This is a genomic window from Nakamurella lactea DSM 19367 (genome assembly GCF_000426645.1).
Classification (GTDB): domain Bacteria; phylum Actinomycetota; class Actinomycetes; order Mycobacteriales; family Nakamurellaceae; genus Nakamurella; species Nakamurella lactea.
This window is the reverse complement of sequence record NZ_KE384549.1, coordinates 63,112-81,620: the sequence shown is the minus strand read 5'-3', so window position 1 is coordinate 81,620 and position 18,509 is coordinate 63,112. Positions and strand designations below refer to the sequence as shown.

Below are 18,509 nucleotides of genomic sequence, written 5' to 3'. Positions count from 1 at the left end.
CGACTCAGGCCAGCACCGGGTACAGGTCCTTCAGCGCGAACCGCTTACGCCGCGACACCACCCAGATGCCTGCGCCGACAACGACAACGGTGATGCCTGCCAACACCGCGACATCCCGCCACAGGTGCCCGGCCGGCCCGCCGGTGAAGGTGATCCGCAGCGCGTCGATCAGGTACGTCATCGGCATGAACGGGTTCAGTGCCCGCAGCGGCAGCGGCAACGTCTCCACCGGGTAGAGCCCGCCGGCGCTGGTCAACTGGACCATCAGCAGCACCAGGGTGACCGCCGAGCCGACGACACCGAGCGCGGTCCGCAGCAGATGGGCGATGGCGGTGAAGCAGGCCGCGGCCAGCGCCACTACGCCGATACTCCCCCACACGTTGACCGGGTTGAGGCCGAGGGTCCACCAGGCGACGAAGAGCAGGATCAGCGATCCGAGGACACATAGTGCCAGCACCGGCAGCCAGCCGGCGATGGCGATCCGGCTCGCCCTTGCCCGGCCGGCCAAGGCGCGTTCGGACACCGGACGCAGCACCAGGAATGCCGAGATTCCGAACACCCAGATCGCGATCGCGAAGAAGAACGGCGCCAGGCCGCGGCCGTACTTCTCGGCCGGGTGGTCGATCGTCATCTGGGCGTCGGCCGGTGAGCTGAGTACCTGGGCGGCGGCGTCCTGCTGGTTCTGGGTCAGCTGCGGGATCCGCTCGGCCCCCTTGGTCAGCTCGGTGGACAGCTTCTTGGCGCCGTCGGTCAGCTTCTGGTTGCCCGTCACCAACTTATCGGCACCGGTCCCGAGCTTCGTCAGACCGCTGTCCAGGTCCTTGGCACCGGTGCCCAGCGTGCCAACGCCGGTGTCGAGCTTCTTGCCGCCCTCGACCAGCTTGCCGATCCCGGTGTCCAGGTCCTTGGCGCCGGTGCTCAGCGTGCCGAGCCCGGTATCCAGTTCTTTCGCTCCCGCAGCGAGTTTCGCGTTGCCGTCGGCCAGCGTGTGGGCCGAGGTGGCGGCGGTGCCGAGGTTGGTGTCCAGCTCGTGCGCGCCGGTCGCCACCTGCTGCGCCCCGTCGGCCAGCGTGGTCAGGTCGTCCGAGGCCGTCGACACCTTTCCGGAGATCTGCGGAACCTTCTCGTTGATGGTGCCGGCCACGGTGGCGATCTTCTGCGCCGAGGTATTCACCTTCTGCACGCCGGTGGCGATGTCGCCGGCCCGGGCGTCGACCTTCGCGAGATCGGCGGTGAGTTGGGTGACGGCGGGGTCGTCGGCCAGCTCCGGATGACTCTTCACCAGCTGCGCCAGGGTGGCGTTCGCGGCGGCCGTCCGGCTGGCGATCGAGTCGCTGTCGCCACTGGCGATCGAGGTCAGGTCGGCCACCGACGAGGTGAGATCGGCGGCCGTGCCGGTGATCTGGGGCAGGATCGGCACCACGGCGTCGAGGATCGGGACCACTGTGTCTGCCAGCTCGCGGTTGCCATCGGCAACCTGATCGGCGCCGTCGGCGAGCGTCCCGGCCCCGGCGTGCAGCTGATCGATCCCGTCGGCCAGCTGACGTGCGCCGGAGGCTGCCGTCGAGCTTCCGGAGGCCAGCTCGGCGGATCCGGACTTGGCGTCGGCGGCACCGGCGGCCAACGTGGCCGAACCGGACTTGGCCTGCGTCAGCCCGGTCAGCAACGTCGACGACCCCTTCTTCAGGTCACCGGCACCGGTCACCAGCTTCGCCGAACCGTCCTCGGCCTGGTGCACGCCGTCGGCCAGGCTCTTGGCGCCCTGCTGCGCGTCGGCGGCGCCGGCGGCCAGCTGGCTGGCACCGTCGGCCGCCTCGCCGATCTGCGTCCGGATCTGTTCCAGGTTGCCGAAAACGGCGTTGAAGTAGGTGCCGATCGCCGCCTGGTCGACGGCGGCCTCGATCTTGTCCTGCACCGACGCCGTCAGCATCCCGATCACGTACCCGTTGACGTCGTCACGGTGCAACATCAGCACCGCGCGCTTCGGGTCCGTCCCGGTGCCACTGGTCAGGTTCGCCGAGAAGTCCTTCGGCACCGTCAACGTGAGGTAGTAGGTGCCGTCGGCCAGGCCGGCCGCGGCGCCGTCCGCGTCGGTGAAGTGCCACTGGAAGATCGGGTCGTTCTTCAGCTCGTCCACCAGCTGCGCACCGGCGTTCACCGTCTCGCCCTCGTACTCAACGGGTTGGTCCAGGTTCACCACCGCCACCGGGACCTGGTCGAGCCGGCCGTACGGGTCCCAGTTCGACCACAGGTACAGCGCGCCGTACAGCAGCGGGATCAGCATGACGAAGATCAGCGCGATCTTGCCGAGGCCGGACTTGAAGCGCCGGAGCTCGCTACCGGCGAGCCGAATGGTGGACAGCATCAGGAGTCACTTCCGTTGGCGGGCGTCAGAGGGATGATCGTCAGACCCGTGGGGTCGGCCGGCGGCTGCAGTGCGGTGGCCACGATCGCGGTGCCGTCACCGCCCAGTTCGACCATGCGAGTGCAGAGCTGTTGCAGTCCTTGGGCATCGACGTCCCGGTCGACGTCGTCGAGCACCACCACGTCGGCCGGCCCGATGAACGCCAGGGCCAGCGCCAGCGCCGTCCGGTCTGCGGCGGAGAGCTCGTCGACCAGGACACCACGGTCGGCCGGCAGGCCCAGAATGTCGGCCGCGGCGTCGAACCGCTGCCGGACCGCATCCCCCTTGACGTCGTCCAGCAGTCCGCGCTCGACGATCGATTCGGCGACCGTCAGGTTCGGCTCCGGGACGATCATCTCGCTGATCCTGGCCACCGAGGTCCGGGCCCGGACCTTCCGGGGCTCGGCCGCCATCGAATGCCCGGCAACCGTCAGCTCGCCGGTCGCGCCGGCCATCCGGCCGGTGAGGGCCAGCAACAGGCAGGACCGGCCGGTACCGGCCGGTCCGACCAACAGCACCGTCTCACCGACCGCGACGGTCAACGCCACATCGGCGAATACCTGGCCGCGACTGCCGCGCAGCGACAATCCGCGGGCGACCAGCGCCGGTCCCGGAGCGGGTGCTTCCGCGCCCACTACCGGGCTCTCGTCGGCCACCGGAGTCTCGTCGGCCACCCGAGTCTCGTGGGCCACCGGACTCCCGTGGGTCACCGGACTCCCGTCGGCCACCGGACTCTCGTCGGTGGTGGGCGTCTCCGGCTGCTTGTCGGCAACTTCATGCCGACCGTGCTCGGCGCTCATTCGCTGTCCCCCATCAATTCCGTGTCTTCGTTCACTGCCGTATCTCCGATCAAGGCACTCACGAGGGCGCCGAGCGCGTCGGCCATCCGCTGGTGGTCCGACGAGTCCGGGTCGGCGGCATGTTCGAGCATCAGGCCGTTGAGCATGCCCTGCAAGGCGAATGCCGCGCGTTCGACGTCGGCGCCCTCGACGCCGAGCGCCGACGCCTGGGCGTGGAGCGCGTCGGCCAGAACCTGGGCCCGCCGCTGCCGGACCTCGACGTAGGCCGCACGTGCCTCCGGGTCACGGGTGGCGCGTACCGCGAGTTCGGCCAGCAACACCGGCCAGGGTCCGCCGCGGATCACCTCGTCGGCCAGCACCCGGCCGGCCCGTTCGGCCAGCGAGCCATAGTCCGGGCCGGCGATCTCGGCCGTCAACGTGCTCAGGGCTGCCTCCGTTGTGGCACTGGCGTGCTCGACCAGCAGCGCCGTGAACAGGTCCTGCTTGGAGGCGAAGTTCGAATAGACCGCCCCCTTGGTGAAACCGGCCCGCTGGGCGATGGCGGTCAGTGAGGCGGCGCCGAACCCGCTCTCGGCGAACACTTCGGCGGCCGCTTCGAGAATCCGCTGATGCACTTCGGTCCGTGGCGTGCGGGGTACCGGGGCTGACGTCATGCCGGTCAGCATATCCGATACCGTCGGTATTCAAGACTAGCGGTATCGTCTACGGGCGGCTCAATCTGTGATGTGTACCACATCGCAATGCCTTCCGCCGCCGGCGGCGATCATCACGGTCGGCCCTGACCTGGCGCCCGGGCGTGGGCGACCTCGGCAGCGCCAACCCTGGTCGGTAAAGTCCGGTCCACCCCGGAGTCCCGACGCGCCCCCGCAGTGTGGGCGCGGTACCCAGCGAAAGGCCCCTGCGTGAGTGAGCGCGTCAGCGAATCCGCAGTACCAGGCGATACCGAACGACAACCGACGCCGCCGACCATTCCGGCGTTGCTGCACGCGGCCAAACAGCTACTGCCGCCGCCGGTCTGGGACTACATCGAACAAGGAGCCGGCAGCGAGTCCACCGTTCAGCGCAACCGACAAGCCTTTGGGGAATGGGTCTTCACCCCGCGGCTGCTCGAAGCTGCGCCGGCACCCGACCTGTCCGTCGCGCTGGGCGATCGCCAACTGAGCATGCCGGTGGCCTGTGCCCCGTTCGGATTCGACGGCTTCATCCACCAGGACGGCCATCCGGGGGTGGCGCGCGCGGCGGCCGCCGCCGGAACCTTGAGCTTCGTCCCCGAGGCCAGCACCCAGTCCCTGGAAGAGATCGCGGCAGCCGCGGGCGGTCGCCCCGGATACCTTCAGGTCGGGCTCGGTGCCAGCGAACAGCGGGTCGTCGAGTACGTCGAGCGGGCGGCGGCCGCAGGCTATGCCGGCATCCTGTTCACCCACATGCCCACCGCGGCCTGGCGTGAGCGGCTTCTGGAGAACGACCTCGACCTCACCGCCTACGGGCAGGGCAATGACTCCGGCTTCTCCGGCCCGCTGGGGGACGACCGGGCCGACCGACGCTGGGACTGGGATCAGCTGGCGACGCTCGGTCAGCGGACCGACCTTCCCTGGATGCTCAAGGGCGTCCAGAGCGCTGACCATGCCCGACGAGCGGTCGATGCCGGTGCGTCCGGCGTCTACGTGTCCAACTACGGAGGCCGCAATCTCGACGGCCTTCCTCCTGCGCTGCAAGCACTCTCCGCGGTATCGACGGAGGTGGCGGGGCGTGTTCCGGTGGTGTTCGACAGCGGGGTCCGGCGCGGCGCCGACGTCGTGAAGGCACTGGCCCTTGGCGCCGATGTGGTCGCGGTCGGCCGCCTCTCGGCGTTCGCCCTGGGCGTCGGCGGCCAGGCCGGGGTCGCCACCATGCTCGAGCTGATGCGGCAGGAGATCACCGCCACCCTCTACGAACTGGGGGTGAGCGCCGTCAGCCGGCTCGGGACGGGCGACGTGAGCAGGCTTGCCGGGTTCAGCTTCCCTCCTCTGGAGGAACGCAACCGCGAAGTCCGGTGGTGAGCCAGGGTCGTCCGCTCACCCGATGAGCGTGACCAGGACGATGCCCAGCTCGACGACCACGATCGCCACCACCAGCCGGAGCGCAGCCGGCCGCAAGGCGGACACATCCACCCTGGCGTCCAACGGGATGGCCGCGCAGATCCCGGCGAGCTGGTGCACCACCGCGATCAGGGCGGCCAGCAGGGCCACCCCGACATCGATCTCCGCGGAGTCGAACATCAGGTGGGCGGCCATCGCGGCCAGCAGCAGGAACACCGCACCCGGCGAATCCGGACGGACAACGGTGGCGACGCCGGCCGCCAGCAACACCAGTCCGGCGACGGTGAGGGCTCCGGTTCCCGAACCCCCGACCAGCGTCAGCACCACCACCGCGAGCACGGCCAGCGCCAGCCCACCGCGGAGCAACCAGCCGGCCACCGCCGGCGGTGACGACGGCCCATCGCCGGTGGGCGGCGCCGGATCGGCGCCGGTGGTCGATGCGGACAGCGTCATCGCCGACCCCGCAGTGCCTTGAGCATGGTGGCCAGTTGCAACTCGATCGAACCGGCCTCCCAGTTCAACACTGGAATACCGGCCCGCCGCAACGATTCCAATCGCAGCTCGCGTTGCAGCGTCAGGATCCGCAGGTGATCGCGGTCGTTGCCGCCGGCCGCCCGCAGGATCTGCTCCCCCGGGAGCGTGTCGATCACCAGCACCTGATGCCCGCGGGCGGCACAGTCCGCAGCCGCGACCGCCGCCGCGTCGTCGGTCAGCGGGCTGCACAGGATCACCACGGTGCCCGGCCGCAGCCCCCAGTACGCCACCGGCGTGACCCGCCGCGAGCTGGCCGTCAGGTTTGCCAGGAAGTAGCGGATCCGTTGCAGGTGACGGGTTCCGGAGCCGGGCCGGATCTGCCGGCGATCGGAACTCACCGTCATCACGCCGACCCGGTCGCCGGCGCCGAGTTGTGCTGACCCGATCGCCGTCGCCGCATGCACCGCATGGTCGAGGGTGGTGTACCGCGCCCGCTGCTCGGCGTCCAGCCGTTCCCGGGTGCCCGGCCCGCCGGCCCGTTCCGACCTGCTGTCCCGGATCAGCCGGACGGTATCGACGATGCTCGCCAGCATCCGGTCGATCAGGCTCGCCGGCTCCACCGGCAGTCGCGGACCCAGGTTGCTGCGCACGTCCAGGCAGAGCATCAGGTCGACGTCGGCGTCGGACAGCGTCCGCCGGGTGTACAGCTTGCCCAGCCGGGCGTACGCCCGCCAGTGCACGGAGCGCATCCGATCACCCGGCGCGTAATCGCGCAGATCGACGAGGTCGTTGCCCTGGCCAGGCCGGCGGCTCAAGTGCGCGCCGGCCCAGCCGCCGTTGATCGGCGGTAGCTGAAGCGGCGGGGTGGCGTGGACCGCCGGCAGCACCAACTCCCATACCTCTTGCGCCGCACCGGGACCGGCCACCGTCAGACCATCCGGACCGGCGGCCATCAGGTCCGGCCTGGCCAGCATCGTCGGGCCCCAACTACGGCTGTCCAGGGTCGACTTCAGCTGGGTCTGCGAGCCGGCGACGGTCCTGGTACTGCCGGTCGGCCTGGCGGTGGTGTCCGGCAGCAGGACGGTCGCGAACTCGGCGTCGGCGAGGTCGTCGAGGTCGGTGGTGACGCCGACCGTCGAGCGGGACACCAGGGTTCCGCCCACCGAGGCGGCGGACCGCGGCGCCGCCATCGCCGCCGGCCGGACCGGGCGGGCGAGCAGGGCCAGCAGCAGCCCCAGCGCCAGCGGTGCACCGAGGATCACCACATCGGCCCGGCCGGCGGCCAGCCCCATGCCGACCGCGAAGACCACCAGCGCCAGCGCCCGGTAGAACGCGGCGGTCCGCCGCCAGGGTCCGGTCACCGCGGCGGGCCGGCCGGACCGGGGTGGCCGGCGGGCGCGGTCGGGGCACCGTACGGATCGACCATTTCCACCATCGCTCCGCGCCGGCTGGCCGGAGTCGGCACCGTTGACAGCAGCGAGGCGACCACGTCCTCTCCGGTCAGCGAATCGGCGTAGGCCTGCAGCTTGAGCACCATGCGGTGCCCGAGGGCCGCCACCGCAACGGATTTCACATCCTCCGGCAGCACGTAGGAACGCCCGTCAAGTACCGCCCAGGCCCTGGCCAGCAGCACCAGCGCCTGGGTGCCGCGGGGCGAGACGCCCGCCTCTACCGAGTCGTGCCGGCGGCTGGCCCTGGCCAGGTCGACGCAATAGCCGAGGACATCGGCGTCCACATCGACCCGTTCGACGCCCTGCTGCAGCGCCAGCAAGCCGGCCGGGTCGATGACCGGCTGCACCACCGGGTCGCCGGAGGCCCTGGCCACCCGGCGCCGGAGCATCTCCATCTCCGAGTCGGCGGTCGGGTAGCCGAGGCGGATCCGGACGGCGAACCGGTCCAGCTGCGCCTCCGGCAGGGCGTAGGTGCCCTCGTACTCGATCTGGTTGGCGGTGGCGATCACGTGGAACGGGCGCGGCAGCGGGTGGGTGGTTCCCTCGACACTCACCTGGCCCTCCTGCATCGCCTCCAGCAGCGCCGACTGGGTCTTCGGCGGGGTCCGGTTGAGTTCGTCGGCCAGCAGCAGGCCGGCGAACACCGGACCGGGTTGGAAGGTGAACTCGGCGGTGCCGGGGTTGTACAGGTAGGAGCCGGTGATGTCAGCCGGCAGCAGATCAGGGGTGAACTGCAGCCGGCGGAACTCCAGGCCGAGCGCGCCGGCCAGGCTCCTGGCCATCAGCGTCTTGCCCAGGCCAGGGTTGTCCTCCACCAGCACGTGGCCGCCGGCCAGGATGGCGGCCAGCGACATCCGCAGGGCCGGCGTGTTGCCGACCATCGCGCCCTCCACCGCACGGGCGATCCGCCCTGCGCTGGCGGCGATCTCGGCGGTTCCGGGGTTCTCCGGATGACTCATCTGGTGTCCTCTCGTTGCGGCACGGCGTTGGTGGGCTGGTCGGCCGGCGTGCCCGCCGGGGCGGGTTCGGCGGTCGTCGGCAGGTTGCGTCCGACGCCGCGGATCGGCAGCAACCGCCGACGGCGCGGGGCCGCGACCAGACCGGGCGGGATCGGCAGCGGGGCCGCCGCGGGGTCGGCGGCCAGCCGGGTCAGTACTCCGATGACGGACGACAACTCGGCACGGGAGGGTGCCTTCGCCTCCGGATCGGTGAGCAGCGCGATCGTCCGGTCCCCCAACAGTTCCCGGGCGCCAGGCGAATCCAGGGTCAGCCCGCGCCGGGACAGCAGCTCACCGGCCAGCCGGGCGAGTTGCACCAGCACCCGCCTGGACATGAACTGCGGACGCTCCAACGCGGCGTCCAGCCCAGGGACCTCCCACCGCTTCGGCAGCCGACCCCATTCCGGTGACTCCATCGGTGGTTCCGGCCACTCGGCGCGCGGCGACGACATCGACATCAGGACGAACAGGCTGACCACCCCGAGAGTGAGGCCGATCCCGATGCTGCGGGACAACGGCGCGCCGGTGGCGTAGGGACCGATGCCGGTGGCCAGCGCGATCAGGATCGGCAGGGCGAGCAGCCGGTACCAGGCGTTCTCCGGCGCCGGTTGGCGCGCGCTCACGATGTGCCTTCCGGGCCGGTGGTCGCACTCTCGTCGGCGAACCCGCCGGCCCTGCGGACCGGCGCGCACAGCACTTCGGCCGCCGCCCTGGCACTGGTGGCCGCGTCGGGCGTCAGCGCCACGTGGTCGAACCGCGCGCGCTGATACAGCGGCAGGAGCTCGGCCGCCGCGTCCGCCCCCACACCGTCCCGCTGCTCGACGAAACGCTGCAGGAACTCGGTCGGGGTGTCCTGCTCGCGACGCGGGGAACCGGTTGCGGCGGCGGCTCTTTCGACCCATAACCAGCAGGAGATGATGGCATCGGCGGCCTGCCGCGGGTCGAAGTGCCGGCCCGCCTCCCCCGCCAGCACCGGCGGCGGCTGCTGCAGACCGGCCAGCCCCGAGACCATGTCCGCGCCCCCGCCGACCGACTGCCGGACGGCCAGGTCACGGAACCGGCCGTAGATCCAGCGCCCGGCCAGGATCACCAGGACCGCCAGCACCGCGATCACCACGATCCGCAGGCCCCAGCCGACCGCGTTGCCGCTCGCGCTGTCCTGCGCCGGGGCGGTCGGCTGGGCGCTCATCGTCGGCCTGGTCTGCAACGTCGGCGGGCGCTCGGGCAACCGGCCCGGACCCGAGATCGGCCGCGCCACCCAGGGTCCGAGGCCGCCGGCGGCCAACGCCACGCCGACCAGCAGCGCCGCGGCAGCGGCGAAGATCGCCACCCGCGCTCCACTGCCCAGCCCGGGTGGCCGCAATGGCGGCCGGGTCTGCGGCGGGTTCGGAACGCTCATGCCACCGGCGAGACCAGCAGTTGCCGGACCTCGGGCGCCCGCAGCCGCACCTGTTCGGCCGACGGATCGTCCGGCTCGGTCTGCGACCGGCGCTCGGCGTCGACCCGGGCGATGTATCCGGCGATCTCGACCTCGGTGTCGGCCGGCGACCAGCCGAGCACCGGTGCGATCAGTTCGGCCACCGCTTGCGCCGATTCGGTGCCGCGGTGCTCGGTTTCGATGGAGATCCTGGTCCGCCGGGCGAGCACGTCCTCCAGGTGCAGCGCCGCCTCGTGGGTCACCGCGTACAGCGCCTCGGCCATCAGGTACGACGGTGCCCCGGGAATCGGTTGCAGCAAAGGGGATTTCCCGTCAGCCCCGGGTTCGTCACCGTCGGCCAGGGCGAGCAACTCATGGATCCGCGAGCCGTAGCGGTCCAGCAGGTGACGGATCCGGTAGGGGTGCAGGCCGTGTTGCGCACCGAGCCGGTCGGCCTGGTTCACCAGGGCCTGGTAGCCATTGGCGCCGACCAGCGGGATCTCGGCGGTGCAGGACGGATTGACCCGGCCGGGCAGGTCCTCGGCCGCCGCCTCCACCGCGTCGGCGCCCATCACCCGGTAGGTGGTGTACTTGCCGCCGGCGATCGCGATCAGCCCGGGAGCGACCCTGGCAACCGCGTGTTCGCGGGACAGCTTCGACGACTGCTCGCTCTCCCCGGCCAGCAGCGGTCGCAGTCCGGCATAGACGCCCTCGATGTCCTGGCTGGTCAGCGGGACGGCCAACACCGCGTTCACGTGATCGAGGATGTAGTCGATGTCGGCCTTGGTCGCGGCCGGGTGCGCGAGGTCCAGATCCCAGTCGGTGTCGGTGGTTCCGACGATCCAGTGCGACTTCCACGGGATGACGAACAGCACCGATTTCTCGGTCTTCAGGATGATGCCGGACTCGGAGGGGATCTTGTCCCGCGGCACCACCAGGTGCACGCCCTTCGAGGCCCGCACCTTGAACCGGCCGCGGCCACCGGACAGCCGCTGGATCTCGTCGGTCCACACCCCGGTCGCGTTGATCACCACCTTGGCCCTGACCGTCGCCTGGTCGCCGGTCTCCACGTCGCGCACGTTCACCCCGGCGACCCGATCGGCCTCCTTGACGAACTCGACCACCTGCGTCGAGGTGCGGACCACGGCCCCGTAGGCCGCCGCGGTCCTGGCCACCATCATCGTGTGCCGGGCGTCGTCCACCTCGCCGTCGTAGTAACGGATGCCGCCGACCAGCGCGTCCTTCTTCAGCGCCGGCACCATCCGCAGCGCGCCGGCCCTGGTCAGGTGCTTGTGGCGTGGCACCGACCTGGCGCCGCCCATCGTGTCGTAGAGGATCAGCCCGGCGGCGACGTACGGCCGCTCGATCAGCGGCTTGGACAGCGGGTAGAGGAACGACACCGGTTTGGCCAGGTGCGGGCAGATCTTGGTGAGCATCAGGTCGCGCTCCCGCAGGGCCTCGCGGACCAGCCCGAACTCGAACATCTCCAGGTAACGCAGACCGCCGTGGAACAGTTTCGAGGACCGGGACGAGGTACCGGAGGCCAGGTCCCGCGCCTCGATCAGCGCCACCGACAGTCCGCGGGTGACGGCGTCCAACGCCGCGCCGGCACCGACCACACCGCCACCGATCACCACCACGTCGAACTCCTCGGCGGACAGCCGGGCCAGGCTGACGGCGCGTTCTGCCGGACCGAGCCGGGCGCCGGACGAGTTCGGGCCGTTCGGCACGGAAGCGACGGATGCGGTGCTCGTCATAGGGCCGGTCTCCTCGTCTGGAAGGTGCCCCGTCACGCTACCGTCGGCCCACCGACCCGCGCAGCATGTCCGGGGCGCCGACCCGCCGAGGCGACACGCCCGACACGCCGATCCGAACATCTAGGGGTTCGTGACGTCACGAACCGCTAGATGTATGGTCCTGAGTGCTCAAGGTTCCAGTCGCCCGTCGACTGGAGGCAACAGGGAATCCGGTGCGACACCGGAACTGCCCCGCAGCGGTGAGTGGGAACGAAAGCGGTCCCCGGAGAGCTCGACAGAGCGCACCGGGTCAGCACTGGGCAACGCGATGCCTGGGAAGCGACCGCCGGTAGAACGTCGTGCGGCCTGATCAGCCGGACGGCACGGCCCACGAGTCCGAAGACCTGCCTGGGTGTGGCTGCCATCGGCAGCCACCGCGGCGCGCCCCGAGGGAGGGTGCAGCGAGGATGCGTGGTCGGCAACGCCCGCGCCGGCCCTCGTCACCCCTCTCCCCCGGAGCGCACCGATCCATCGGCTCGCGAGGAGAGAGCATGACCAGCAGCACCGACCAGCAGACGCGGCCCGTCGAGGCCGGCGATCACCCGATACCACCGGCAGCCGGGACCGCCCCGCCCCCGGCCACCACGTTGCGCGTGCAACGCCGGGACGGCGAGGTCGTCGACTTCGACCCCGGCCGGATCGCGGTGGCCGTCACCAAGGCATTCCTGGCCGTCGAGGGAGACGCCGCACACCACTCGGCGCGACTGCGCAGCCAGGTGCGGGAGCTGACCGACGTGGTGGTCGACACCCTGCAGAGCAGGTTCGCCGGCCTCGCCGGTCCCGGTCGACCGATCAACCTGGAGGACATCCAGGACCAGGTCGAACTCGCGCTGATGCGCGCCGACCAGCCCGCGGTGGCTCGCGCCTACATCCTGTACCGCGAGCAGCACCGGCAGGCCAGACAGTCGACGGCGACACCGGCGCCGGTTCCCGGTCTGCCGCAACCGGTCTCGGTGACCGCTCCGGACGGCAGCAGCGCACCGCTGGACACCGCCAGGCTGACGGTGGTGATCACCGAGGCCTGCGCTGGGCTGACGGACGTCGATCCGGCCGCGGTGCTGGCCGGCACGGTCGCCAACCTCTACGACGGGATCACCGAGCGCGAGGTGGAACTGGCCACCGTGCTGGCGGCCAGGGCGTTGGTGGAACGTGAGCCCGCCTACTCGACGGTGACGGCCAGGCTGCTGGCCGACAACCTGCGGACCGAGGCGCTGGGATTCCTTGCCGGACACCCGGTCCGGGCCACCGCTGCCGAGATGGCCGAGCGTTACCCCGGCTACTTCGCCGACTATGTCGCCCGTGGTGTGCAGCTCGGGCAGCTGGACCCGGTGCTGGCCGAGTTCGACCTGGAGCGGCTCGGCGGCGCGCTGCTGCCCGGCGGCGACCTGGAATTCTCCTTCCTCGGGCTGCAGACCCTCTACGACCGCTACTTCCTGCATCATCGCGGCACCAGATACGAACTGCCACAGGCGTTCTTCATGCGGGTGGCGATGGGGCTGTCGCTGAACGAGGTGGACCGGGAGGAGCGCGCCATCGAGTTCTACCGGCTGCTCGCCTCCTTCGACTTCATGTGTTCGACCCCGACGCTGTTCAACGCCGGCACCACCCGGCCCCAATTGTCCTCGTGCTTCCTGACCACCGTCGATGACGATCTGTCGTCGATCTTCTCCTCGATCAGGGACAACGCGCTGCTGGCCAAGTACTCAGGTGGGCTGGGCAACGACTGGACCCCGGTGCGCGGGATCGGCGCACACATCAAGGGCACCAACGGGAACTCCTCCGGCGTGGTGCCGTTCCTGAAGATCGCCAACGACACCGCGGTCGCGGTGAACCAGGGCGGCAAGCGCAAGGGTGCGGTCTGCGCCTACCTGGAGACCTGGCACATCGATGTCGAGGAGTTCCTGCAGCTGCGCCGCAACACCGGCGACGACCGCCGACGCACCCACGACATGAACACCGCGAACTGGGTGCCGGACGAGTTCCTGCGGCGGGTGGAGGCCGATGCTCAGTGGACGCTGTTCTCCCCGGACGAGGTCGGCGACCTGCACGATCTGTACGGCGAGGCGTTCGCCCGGCGGTACGCGGAGTACGAGGCCGCGGCCGACCGCGGCGAGATCGGGGTCTTCCGACGAGTACGGGCGGTGGAGCTCTGGCGTTCGATGCTGACCTCGCTGTTCGAGACCGGGCACCCGTGGATCACGTTCAAGGACGCCTGCAACCTGCGTTCCCCGCAGCAGCATGCCGGTGTGGTGCACTCGTCGAACCTGTGCACCGAGATCACTCTGAACACCCGCACCGCTGGCCCGTCCGGCGACGGCGCCGAGACCGCCGTCTGCAACCTGGGTTCGGTGAACCTGGCGGCGCACGTCGGCCACGACGGGCTCGACACCGAGAAGCTCCGGCGTACGGTGACCACCGCGGTCCGGATGCTGGACAACGTGATCGACATCAACATGTACACCATCCCGGCGGCCCGTCGGTCCAACCTGCGACATCGGCCGGTCGGACTCGGGCTGATGGGTTTCGCCGACTCGCTGTACGCGCAGGGCATCGCGTATGCCTCGCAGGAAGCCGTCGATTTCGCCGACACGTCGATGGAAGCCCTGTCGTACTGGGCGATCTCGGCCTCCAGTGCGCTGGCCGTCGAACGTGGCCGCTACCCGTCGTTCGACGGATCGCTGTGGAGCCAGGGGGTGCTGCCGATTGACTCGATCGACCTGCTGGCCACCGCCCGCGGCGGCGACCTGGAGCAGGACCGGTCGCGACGACTGGACTGGGACTCGTTGCGGGAACGGGTCCGCACCGCAGGCATGCGCAATTCCAACGTGATGGCGATCGCCCCGACGGCCACCATCTCGAACATCGTCGGGGTGGCCCAGTCGATCGAGCCCACCTACCGCAACCTGTTCGTCAAGTCGAACATGAGCGGCGACTTCACCGTGATCAACGAACATCTGGTGCGGGTGCTCAAGGAACGCGGGCTGTGGGACGAGGTGATGATCGGCGACCTGAAGTACTTCGACGGCTCGCTCTGGGAGATCGATCGGGTGCCACAGGAGGTGAAGGAGCAGTTCGCCACCGCTTTCGAGATCCACGGGTCCTGGCTGATCGCCGCCGCCTCCCGCCGGCAGAAGTGGATCGACCAGGCGCAGTCACTGAACCTGTACGTGAGCGCGCCGAACGGCCGCGACCTGGACGAGCTGTACCGGCTGGCCTGGCGCACCGGTTGCAAGACCACCTATTACCTGCGGTCCACCTCGGCCACCCACGTGGAGAAGTCGACCCTGCAGGGCACCGACGGGCGACTCAATGCCGTTGCGGTGCAGCCCGTCATCCCCGAAGCCGTCATCCCCGAGCCCGTCATCCCCGAGCCCGTCATCCCGGAAACCGTCATCCCCGAAACCGTTCTTGCCGACCCACCCGTCGATCTGATCCCGCTGGGCACCGCAGCCACCGTGTGTTCGATCGACAACCCCGATTGCGAGGCCTGCCAGTGATTCCCGCCGTTGCTCACCTGGGCGCTGTGACCGTCAACCCCGATTGCGAGGCCTGCCAGTGAGTACCCCGAGCTCCCCCATGGACACAAACAACGCGCCGGTCACCGGCCTGGGCGAGATCGATCGCACCCTCGGCACCGCCGGCCGGGTCAGCGTCTCCGAGAAGTCGATGATCAACGCCCGGGCCGACGTGAACCAGCTGCTGCCGCTCAAGTACGAGTGGGCCTGGAAGAAGTATCTGGCCGGTTGCAACAACCACTGGATGCCGACCGAGGTGTCCATGCAGGCGGACATCGCGCTGTGGCGCTCCCCCGATGGGCTCAGCGATGCCGAACGCACCATGCTCAAGCGCAACCTCGGGTTCTTCGCCACCGCGGAGTCGTTGGTGGCCAACAACATCGTTCTGGCGGTGTACCGGCAACTGACCAATCCGGAGTGCCGGCAGTATCTGCTCCGGCAGGCCTTCGAGGAGGCCGTGCACACCCATACCTTCCAGTACATCTGCACCTCGCTGGGGCTGGACTCCGGCGAGCTGTTCAACATGTACCGGGAGGTGCCCTCGATCACCGAGAAGGATTCGTGGGCGCTGCAGTTCACCCAGTCGTTGGAGGATCCAGCCTTTCGGACCGGGACGCCGGAGTCCGACCGGGCGTTCCTGAGGGACCTGATCGCGTTCTACGTGATCTTCGAAGGCATGTGGTTCTACACCGGCTTCGCGCAGATCCTCTCGTTGGGCCGGCGGAACAAGATGGTCGGCATCGCCGAGCAGTACCAGTACATCCTGCGGGACGAGTCGATCCACCTGAACTTCGGCATCGACGTGATCAACCAGATCAAGATCGAGAACCCGCACCTGTGGACGTCCGAATTCGTCGACGAGGTCCGCGAGATGCTCTCCACCGCCTGCGATCTGGAGATCGCCTACGGCCGGGACACCATGCCGACCGGGATGCTCGGGCTCACCGCCGACCAGTGCGAGCAGTACTTGCACTTCATCACCAACCGGCGCTGTGCACAGATCGGTCTGACGCCGTTGTACGCCGACACCGAGAATCCGTTCCCGTGGATGAGCGAGATGATGGACCTGAAGAAGGAGAAGAACTTCTTCGAGACCCGGGTCATCGAGTACCAGACCGGCTCCGGCCTGCAGTGGTGAGTTCCGGCTGAGCTCGGCCGGCGCCACTTCGACCCACCATCTTCGACTTCGAGGTATCACCAGTGGTGCCCGAGGTCGAAGATGGTGGGCGTCAGTCGATGTCGGTGTCCCTTAGACGACCGGAACTGCCGCGCGCCGGCTCCGCGCGGCGGCGACCAGATTCTTCAGCGCAGCCGTCGCCTCGTCGGTGGATCGGGTCTTCAGCCCGCAATCGGGATTGACCCACAACCGATCGGGCCCGACCGCCCGCAACGCCCGATCCAGCAGTTCCTCGATCTCGGACTGGCTGGGCACCCGCGGCGAGTGGATGTCGTAGACCCCTGGGCCGATGCCGGCGCGGTAGCCGACCGCGGACAGGTCGTCCAGGATCTCCATCCGGGACCTGGCGGCCTCCACGCTGGTGACATCGGCGTCCAGGGCGACGATCGCGTCGATCACATCGCCGAACTCCGAGTAGCACAGGTGGGTGTGGATCTGGGTCGCGTCGCCCACCCCGGAGGTGGCGATCCGGAACGACCGGACCGCCCACTCCAGATAGCCGGACCAGTCGGCCCGGCGCAGCGGCAACAGCTCCCGCAGTGCCGGCTCGTCGACCTGGACGATGCCGATACCGGCCGCCTCCAGATCCACCGTCTCGTCCCGGACCGCCAGGGCCACCTGCGCCGCGGTGTCGGCCAGCGGCTGATCGTCGCGGACGAAGGACCAGGCAAGGATGGTGACCGGCCCGGTCAGCATGCCCTTGACCGGACGCTCCGTCTGACGCTGCGCATAGGAGGCCCACTCCACCGTCATCGGTCGCGGTCGGCTGACGTCGCCGAACAGGATCGGCGGCCGCACGCATCGCGAGCCGTACGACTGCACCCAGCCGTTGCCGGTGACGGCGAACCCGTCGAGCTGCTCCGCGAAGTACTGCACCATGTCGTTGCGTTCCGGCTCGCCGTGCACCAGCACGTCCAGTCCCAGGTCCTCCTGCAGCTTGATCACCGACACCACCTCGGCACACATCAGCTGGACGTAGCTCGGGTCGTCGATCCGTCCGGCGCGCAGATCCCCTCTGGCCCGCCGGATCTCGGCGGTCTGCGGGAACGAGCCAATGGTGGTGGTCGGCAGCGCCGGTAGCCCCAGCCGGGCCGCCTGCAGCTCCCGGCGACGGCCCGGCTCCCCCCGGCTGACGACGTCGTCGGTCAGCTCGACGACCCGCCGGCGGATGTCGTCCCGATGCACGATCGGCGATGCCGCCCGATCGGCAACCGCCGATCGCGACAGCTCGATCACCGCCGATTCGACACCGGAGTCGGCGCCCGGCGTCTGCGACGCGGCGAGAGCCACGACCTCGGCCACCTTCTCGTCGGCGAAGGCCAGCCACCGCGCAACCTTGGGATCGATGGCGTCCTCGCCGGCCAGACCGTACGGCACGTGCAGCAGCGAGCAGGACGTCGAGACCGCGACCGAGCCGGCGAGCTGCCGGGCGGCCGCCAGGTTCTGCAGGGCGAGATCCGGGTCGGTGCGCCAGATGTTGCGTCCGTCGACCACACCCGCGACCAACAGCTTGTCGCCCAGCCCGGCTGCACCGGCAGGCAGCGTACCGGCCACCAGATCCATTGCCAGGCCGTCGATCCCGGTTCCGGCCAGCACCGGCAGGGCCGGCCCGAGATCACCGAAGTAGCTTGCCACCAGCAGGGCCGGCCGGTCCGCGACCGCCGCCAGCGCGTCGTACACCGCGGCCACCAGGGCCAGTTCCTCCTCGGACCTGTCCTGCACCAGGGTCGGCTCGTCCAGTTGTACCCAGCCGGCCCCGGCCGCGGCCAGTTGTCCCATCAGGTCGACATACAGCGGCACCAGCTCGTCCACCCGATCCAGCAGCCGCCGGCCGTCGACCGCCTTGGCCAGCAACAGGAAACTCACCGGCCCGAGCACCACCGGGCGGGCCGGCACGCCGTCGGCGACCGCCTCGGCCAGATCGGCCAGCACCTTCTCCGGGTGCAACGAGAACGTCGTGGACGCCGAGATCTCCGGCACCAGATAGTGGTAGTTGGTGTCGAACCACTTGGTCATCTCCAGCGGCGGGAGGTCGGCGGCGCCGCGGGCCATCGCGAAATAGCGATCGAGCGGATCGGCGATGTCGGCGAACCGCTCCGGCACCGCGCCGAGCAGCACGGCGGTATCCAGCACCTGGTCGTAGTAGGAGAAGATGTTGACCGGTACCGAGTCCAGGCCGGCAGCGAACAGGTCGGCGCGGGAGCTGCGGCGGAGATCGGCCGCGACCGCGTCCAGCCGAACCCGATCGGAGCCGCCGGACCAGTACTTCTCCATGGCCCTCTTGAGTTCGCGATGCCGGCCGATCCGCGGATAGCCGAGGACCGTCGCGCTGATCGGTGGCGGGGTGATGGTGTTGCGGGACATGCTGTTCCCTTTCGGGTCGTTCGACCGGGTCGTCA

The 18,509-nt window shown here is 69.9% G+C and carries 13 protein-coding genes and 1 riboswitch; of the genes, 3 read left to right on the top strand and 10 right to left on the bottom strand.

The window, feature by feature from the left end; translation table 11 throughout:
* Nucleotides 1-4 precede the first annotated feature (4 nt).
* The 3 genes from K340_RS0121265 to K340_RS32175 are packed head-to-tail and all read right to left on the bottom strand — an operon-like array spanning nucleotide 5 to nucleotide 3,857.
* Nucleotides 5-2,365: a YhgE/Pip domain-containing protein gene (locus K340_RS0121265; RefSeq protein ID WP_037366103.1), complete on the bottom strand. Its 2,361-nt coding sequence runs from the start codon at nucleotides 2,363-2,365 to the stop codon at nucleotides 5-7.
* Nucleotides 2,365-3,204: an ATP-binding cassette domain-containing protein gene (locus K340_RS34675; protein ID WP_051267123.1), complete on the bottom strand. Its 840-nt coding sequence runs from the start codon at nucleotides 3,202-3,204 to the stop codon at nucleotides 2,365-2,367. Before K340_RS34675 ends, K340_RS0121265 begins: the two co-directional genes overlap by 1 nt.
* Complete coding sequence (locus K340_RS32175; protein ID WP_161632160.1) at nucleotides 3,201-3,857, bottom strand: TetR/AcrR family transcriptional regulator; 657 nt, start codon at nucleotides 3,855-3,857, stop codon at nucleotides 3,201-3,203. The genes K340_RS34675 and K340_RS32175 overlap by 4 nt, the downstream gene beginning before the upstream one ends.
* A gap of 249 nt (nucleotides 3,858-4,106) precedes the next feature.
* On the opposite strand from K340_RS32175, the gene K340_RS32170 reads away from it, so the two are divergent.
* Entirely contained in the window at nucleotides 4,107-5,243 is a 1,137-nt protein-coding gene (locus K340_RS32170; RefSeq protein ID WP_161632159.1) for an alpha-hydroxy acid oxidase, read from the top strand.
* A gap of 15 nt (nucleotides 5,244-5,258) precedes the next feature.
* Here the strand turns inward: K340_RS32170 and K340_RS0121245 are convergent, their stop codons facing one another.
* Genes K340_RS0121245 through K340_RS0121220 form a run of 6 tightly spaced genes read right to left on the bottom strand, consistent with a single transcriptional unit; the run spans nucleotide 5,259 to nucleotide 11,379 of the window.
* Nucleotides 5,259-5,735: a hypothetical protein gene (locus K340_RS0121245; protein WP_029138175.1), complete on the bottom strand. Its 477-nt coding sequence runs from the start codon at nucleotides 5,733-5,735 to the stop codon at nucleotides 5,259-5,261.
* A complete protein-coding gene (locus K340_RS0121240; protein ID WP_029138174.1) occupies nucleotides 5,732-7,117 on the bottom strand; it encodes a DUF58 domain-containing protein in 1,386 nt (461 codons plus the stop codon). The genes K340_RS0121245 and K340_RS0121240 overlap by 4 nt, the downstream gene beginning before the upstream one ends.
* Nucleotides 7,114-8,166 (bottom strand): AAA family ATPase, encoded by a 1,053-nt coding sequence (locus K340_RS32165; protein ID WP_084614726.1) that lies wholly within the window; start codon nucleotides 8,164-8,166, stop codon nucleotides 7,114-7,116. Before K340_RS32165 ends, K340_RS0121240 begins: the two co-directional genes overlap by 4 nt.
* The gene (locus K340_RS0121230; RefSeq protein WP_029138173.1) at nucleotides 8,163-8,828 is read right to left on the bottom strand and encodes a hypothetical protein; all 666 of its coding nucleotides are present in this window, start codon (nucleotides 8,826-8,828) and stop codon (nucleotides 8,163-8,165) included. The genes K340_RS32165 and K340_RS0121230 overlap by 4 nt, the downstream gene beginning before the upstream one ends.
* The gene (locus tag K340_RS34670) at nucleotides 8,825-9,604 is read right to left on the bottom strand and encodes a DUF4129 domain-containing protein (protein WP_029138172.1); all 780 of its coding nucleotides are present in this window, start codon (nucleotides 9,602-9,604) and stop codon (nucleotides 8,825-8,827) included. The genes K340_RS0121230 and K340_RS34670 overlap by 4 nt, the downstream gene beginning before the upstream one ends.
* A complete protein-coding gene (locus K340_RS0121220) occupies nucleotides 9,601-11,379 on the bottom strand; it encodes a glycerol-3-phosphate dehydrogenase/oxidase (RefSeq protein WP_051267115.1) in 1,779 nt (592 codons plus the stop codon). Before K340_RS0121220 ends, K340_RS34670 begins: the two co-directional genes overlap by 4 nt.
* A gap of 154 nt (nucleotides 11,380-11,533) precedes the next feature.
* Nucleotides 11,534-11,784, top strand: a riboswitch (cobalamin riboswitch).
* 125 nt (nucleotides 11,785-11,909) lie between these two features.
* Between K340_RS0121220 and K340_RS32155 the strand changes: the two genes are divergently transcribed.
* Both K340_RS32155 and K340_RS0121210 read left to right on the top strand, forming a co-directional pair.
* Nucleotides 11,910-14,915 (top strand): ribonucleoside-diphosphate reductase subunit alpha, encoded by a 3,006-nt coding sequence (locus K340_RS32155; protein WP_084614725.1) that lies wholly within the window; start codon nucleotides 11,910-11,912, stop codon nucleotides 14,913-14,915.
* Between the two features lie 79 nt (nucleotides 14,916-14,994).
* Complete coding sequence (locus tag K340_RS0121210; protein WP_029138170.1) at nucleotides 14,995-16,071, top strand: ribonucleotide-diphosphate reductase subunit beta; 1,077 nt, start codon at nucleotides 14,995-14,997, stop codon at nucleotides 16,069-16,071.
* 111 nt (nucleotides 16,072-16,182) lie between these two features.
* Here K340_RS0121210 and metE read toward each other — a convergent pair whose 3' ends face one another.
* Nucleotides 16,183-18,474, bottom strand: a complete 2,292-nt coding sequence (gene metE / locus K340_RS0121205) for a 5-methyltetrahydropteroyltriglutamate--homocysteine S-methyltransferase (RefSeq protein WP_029138169.1) — start codon at nucleotides 18,472-18,474, stop codon at nucleotides 16,183-16,185.
* Between the last annotated feature and the right edge of the window lie 35 nt (nucleotides 18,475-18,509).